Consider the following 4784-nt stretch of genomic DNA (forward strand, 5'->3'; position numbering starts at 1 on the left):
CACTGGACCTGCAGCCGATGCGCGCCATCGCCTTCTATCCGTCCAGTGATTGGGAGCACACCAGCAAGCTCGAGGGTTACACCGTCGAAGCCGGGGAGGACACCAAAATCGCCATTGGCCGGTTCCCGATGCTGATGCTGTCCCACGGTAACACCGGCACTCCACTGGCCTTGCACGATCTCGCCACGTCGCTGGCGCGAAAAGGTTTTGTCGTGGTGGCAGTGATTCACCCCGGCGACAACTCCAGGGATCACAGTCGTCTCGGTACTTTGAGTAACCTGTACGGCCGGCCGATCCAGATTTCCGAAGCCATTACCGCCACCTTGGGCGACCGTATGCTGTCGCCGTTCGTCAATGCCGATCAAGTGGGGGTCATCGGTTACTCGGCCGGTGGCGAGACCGCATTGATTCTGTCCGGTGCCACCCCGGATCTGGATCGCCTGCGGCGTTACTGCCAGGAGCGGCCGGATGACCGCGATGCCTGCAACACCCAGGGTGAACTGATTGTCGACCGCGACGACCTGCAACCGGTGGCCGATCCTCGCGTTCACGCCTTGATGCTGATGGCGCCGTTGAGCCTGAAATTCGGCCGCCACACTCTGGCCGACGTGCATGTGCCGGTACTGCTTTACAGCGGCGATGGCGACAAACTGGTGGCCTTTGACAAGAACGCCGCGGCGTTGGCGCGCAAACTGCCGACGGCGCCTGACTTCAAGCTACTGGCCGGGGCAGGGCACTTCGTCTTCATGGCGCCGTGCAATGACGAGCAGATCGTGATCATGCCCGCGCTGTGCACCGATGCGGATGGCGTCGATCGGCAAGACATACACCGCAATCTGATTTCCGAGGCTGGAAGTTTCTTCTCGCGCACCCTGGGTCGGGAAACCCGGGCCGGGATGCAGACTGCCGATCAATAGGTGAAGTGAGTTACTTGTTAGCCAAGGCTGTTTCCAGAGTCTGAACTCTGGCATTCAATTCACGGACCGATTCAATCAGCGGAGCGACGAGTTTCTGATAATCCACTTGCAGGCGATCGTTGTCAGTGCGCACCAACTGTGGGTAAACTTTCTGGACGTCCTGGGCAATCAGGCCTATGTCAGCTTTGTCATTTTGTTTCCAGTTGAATGTTACACCGCGAAGTTTAAGAAGGTTCTCCGTCGGGCTTTCCAGGCGCTGGATATTGGTTTTCAGTTTTTCATCGCTGAATGGACAGCATTCGCTGCCAATATCGCCAAGGTCCCAGCATTTACCGTTGTGGCAAATCTGTTGTTGGGCGGTATTTTCCGCCTGTGCAGTGGTGTAAAGGGAAAGCATCAGAGTGGGTGCCAGAAGGGCTAGAGGCAGAATGCGCATTATTTGTTCCTTTATTAGTTATCGGGGCGACCTCGTTGGATTTTGTCAAAATTAATAGTTATAACAATAATGGCACTGTGCATTAAGTTAAACTGGATATTGCCTTCTGTATGTATTTTGAAATGTTTTAACAAGCCGTAACTATTCTAGATTGGTTTTAACTTGCAATGCCGACGGCTCGGCGCGATAGCAGCAATGTCAGGCCCAACCCTGTCACTGACAGCAATGCCGCGAAAAAGAAAATCCATGGATAGCCAAGATTCAACGCCACCGCTCCCATCAGCGGGCCGGCAATTGCCAATGCCAGGTCGAAAAACACGGCATAGGCACTCAAACCCGCACCCCGACTGGAATTAGGCACCTGTTTGATCGCCTCGACACCCAGCGCCGGGTACACCAGCGAAAGGCCGAATCCGGTCAGCCCTGCACCGATCAATGCATACCTGGTCGAAGGGGCCAGCCACAGCAAAACCAGGCCAACCGTTTCGATGCACATGYAGGCAATGGCTGAAGTGAATCCACCAAAGCGGTTGATGCTGGAAATGAACAGCAGGCGCGACAGAATGAAACACACGCCGAACACAGTCAGGCAGTATGCCGCCCCCGTCCACCCGCGATTGACGTAATACAAGGTAATAAAGGTCGTCAGGGTGCCATAGCCGATGGAAGCCAGGCTCAGACTCGCGCCAAACGGCGCAATGCGCCCGAACACCGCCCGGAACGGCAGACGTTCACCGCGTACCACCGGCACCGAGGGTTTGTTGCGAATCAGCAGCAGTGCGGCCAAGGCGAGCAGCGACAGGGCAATGCCGAGGCTGGCGAAACCCAGCTGCTGAACCATCACCACGCCCAGGGGCGCACCAATGGCAATGGCGCCATAGGACGCGATGCCGTTCCAGGAGATCGACCGGGCGGTGTGTTCAGCGCCTACCTGACCCATGCACCAACTGATGGTGCCTACGCCGATCAGTCCCTGAGCGATGCCGAGTAACAGGCGGCCAACGAGCAGGATTAGAAGGCTGAGCAGCGGCAAGCTTTGCAACAACACCGACAGCCAGGTCAGCACGCCGCTTAATACAATCCCCGACAGGCCATAAATGATTGCGCGCTTGGTGCCTACGCTGTCGGACATTCGCCCGGCCATGGGCCGGCTGAGCAGGGTGGCGAGGTATTGCGAGCCGATGGTCAGCCCGGCCACGATGGCGCTGAACCCGAGCTGCTCGTGGACGTAACCCGGCAGTACCGCAATCGGCAAACCGATACAGAGGAAGGCGATGAAGGTATAGAAGACGATGGAGACGATCTGCAGGGTGATCGCCATGGAGCTTTGCGGAGACACTTGCTGCACAGACATGAGGGCTCGTTCGCGGGCGGCGGTTGGGAGAGCTGCATCATGGCGCGGCGTTGGGATAAAAGAAAGCAGGCTAACTACTTTTGCCGTGACATTATCGCTGTTCCTCATGGCCTCATCGCGAGCAAGTCGGATCGCGATAATTTATGCACCTACAAGAAACCTTGGCCCGGAATGCAAAAAGCCCCGTCACCAGGACAGGGCTTTTCACTTGAAGCTTGCAACTAAAGGCTTGTGGCTGCCCTTAGAACACCACACCCTGGCTGCGCAGGTAATCGTCGTAGGTGCCGCTGAAGTCGGTTACGCCGTTAGGGCTCAACTCGATGATGCGGGTGGCCAGGGACGATACGAACTCACGGTCGTGGCTGACGAAGATCAGCGTGCCCGGATAGTTCTCCAGCGCCAGGTTCAGCGACTCGATGGATTCCATGTCCAGGTGGTTGGTCGGTTCGTCCATCACCAGCACGTTCGGCTTTTGCAGGATCAGCTTGCCGAACAGCATACGACCTTGTTCACCACCGGAAATCACCTTGACCGACTTGAGGATCTCGTCGTTGGAAAACAGCATCCGGCCCAGTGTGCCGCGAATGATCTGCTCGCCCTGGGTCCACTGGCCCATCCAGTCGAACAGGCTGACGTCGTCTTCGAAGTCGTGGGCGTGGTCCTGGGCGTAGTAGCCCAGCTCCGCGCTTTCGGTCCATTTCACGGAACCGGCGTCCGGTGTCAGCTCACCCATCAGGGTGCGCAGCAGGGTGGTCTTGCCGATACCGTTCGGGCCGATGATCGCCACGCGCTCGCCGGCTTCGACGGTGAAGCTGAAGTTCTTGAACAGGGTCTTGCCGTCGAAGCCCTTGGACATCTGCTCGATGGTCACGGCCTGGCGGTGCAGCTTTTTGGTTTGCTCGAAGCGGATGAACGGGCTGACGCGGCTCGATGGCTTGACTTCGGCCAGCTGGATCTTGTCGATCTGCTTGGCACGGGAGGTGGCCTGCTTGGCTTTCGAGGCGTTGGCCGAGAAGCGGCTGACGAAGGTCTGCAGTTCGGAGATCTGCGCTTTCTTCTTGGCGTTGTCCGACAGCAGTTGCTCACGGGACTGGGTCGCCGCGGTCATGTACTCGTCGTAGTTGCCCGGGAACAGGCGCAACTCACCGTAGTCCAGGTCGGCCATGTGGGTGCAGACGCTGTTAAGGAAGTGACGGTCGTGGGAAATGATGATCATGGTGCTGTTACGCGCCTTGAGGATCGTTTCCAGCCAGCGGATGGTGTTGATGTCCAGGTGGTTGGTCGGTTCGTCGAGMAACAGCACTTCCGGATCGGAGAACAGTGCCTGGGCCAGCAATACCCGCAGTTTCCAGCCTGGAGCGACTTCGGACATCGGGCCGAAATGCTGTTCCAGGGGAATACCCAGGCCCAGCAGCAGTTCGCCGGCGCGGGATTCAGCGGTGTAGCCGTCCATTTCGGCGAATTCGGTTTCCAGCTCGGCCACGGCCATGCCGTCTGCTTCGCTCATTTCCGGCAGCGAATAGATGCGGTCGCGCTCGGCCTTGACCTTCCACAGCTCTTCGTGACCCATGATCACGGTGTCGATCACGGTGAATTCTTCGTAGGCGAACTGGTCCTGGCGCAATTTACCCAGGCGCACGTTCGGTTCCAGCATGACCTGGCCGCCGGACGGCTCGAGGTCGTTGCCGAGAATCTTCATGAAGGTCGACTTGCCGCAACCGTTGGCGCCGATCAGACCGTAACGGTTGCCACCGTTGAACTTGACCGAAACGTTTTCGAAGAGCGGCTTGGCGCCGAACTGCATCGTGATGTTAGCTGTAGAAATCAAAGGTTTTTCCTGCGAAGCATTCAGAGTAGCCAGGGTTGCGGCAGTACCGGTTTCCACTGTCCGGACCCCGGGACATTCATCCCGATCGGCAGTGCAAGATCCATCTGGCATTAAGTGGACAGCAGCATGTGGCGCGCTTGGCCCGAGTCAATGTGCGCTGAAAGGGGATTTCCCGCTCTCAACCTGGGTCGCGCGTAAAGTTTGGCGGCAATTGTACTGGTCTGGCTCTTTAAACGATAGGGCGTTGAG

General features: G+C 57.8%; 4 protein-coding genes. 1 reads left to right on the top strand and 3 read right to left on the bottom strand.

Annotation, left to right across the window (positions count from 1 at the left end; translation table 11 throughout):
• The first annotated feature begins 2 nt into the window (after nucleotides 1-2).
• Complete coding sequence (locus tag ACXRVY_RS17540; RefSeq protein WP_458237859.1) at nucleotides 3-917, top strand: alpha/beta hydrolase family protein; 915 nt, start codon at nucleotides 3-5, stop codon at nucleotides 915-917.
• A gap of 10 nt (nucleotides 918-927) precedes the next feature.
• Here ACXRVY_RS17540 and ACXRVY_RS17545 read toward each other — a convergent pair whose 3' ends face one another.
• The 3 genes from ACXRVY_RS17545 to ACXRVY_RS17555 form a co-directional block, all read right to left on the bottom strand.
• On the bottom strand, nucleotides 928-1353 hold the full coding sequence (locus ACXRVY_RS17545; RefSeq protein WP_223458142.1) for a tail fiber domain-containing protein: 426 nt from the start codon (nucleotides 1351-1353) through the stop codon (nucleotides 928-930).
• A gap of 157 nt (nucleotides 1354-1510) precedes the next feature.
• On the bottom strand, nucleotides 1511-2707 hold the full coding sequence (locus ACXRVY_RS17550; RefSeq protein WP_458237860.1) for an MFS transporter: 1197 nt from the start codon (nucleotides 2705-2707) through the stop codon (nucleotides 1511-1513).
• A gap of 241 nt (nucleotides 2708-2948) precedes the next feature.
• Nucleotides 2949-4535 carry an ABC-F family ATPase gene (locus tag ACXRVY_RS17555; RefSeq protein ID WP_458237861.1) on the bottom strand — a complete coding sequence of 529 codons (1587 nt, stop codon included), beginning with the start codon at nucleotides 4533-4535 and terminating at the stop codon, nucleotides 2949-2951.
• Nucleotides 4536-4784: the final 249 nt, after the last annotated feature.

It is taken from the genome of Pseudomonas sp. P5_A2_2, from assembly GCF_054177685.1.

Bases quoted from the DNA above. Each gene is read 5' to 3' on its own strand.
- ACXRVY_RS17545 (WP_223458142.1), bottom strand. From the start codon at position 1,353: ATGCGCATTCTGCCTCTAGCCCTTCTGGCACCCACTCTGATGCTTTCC.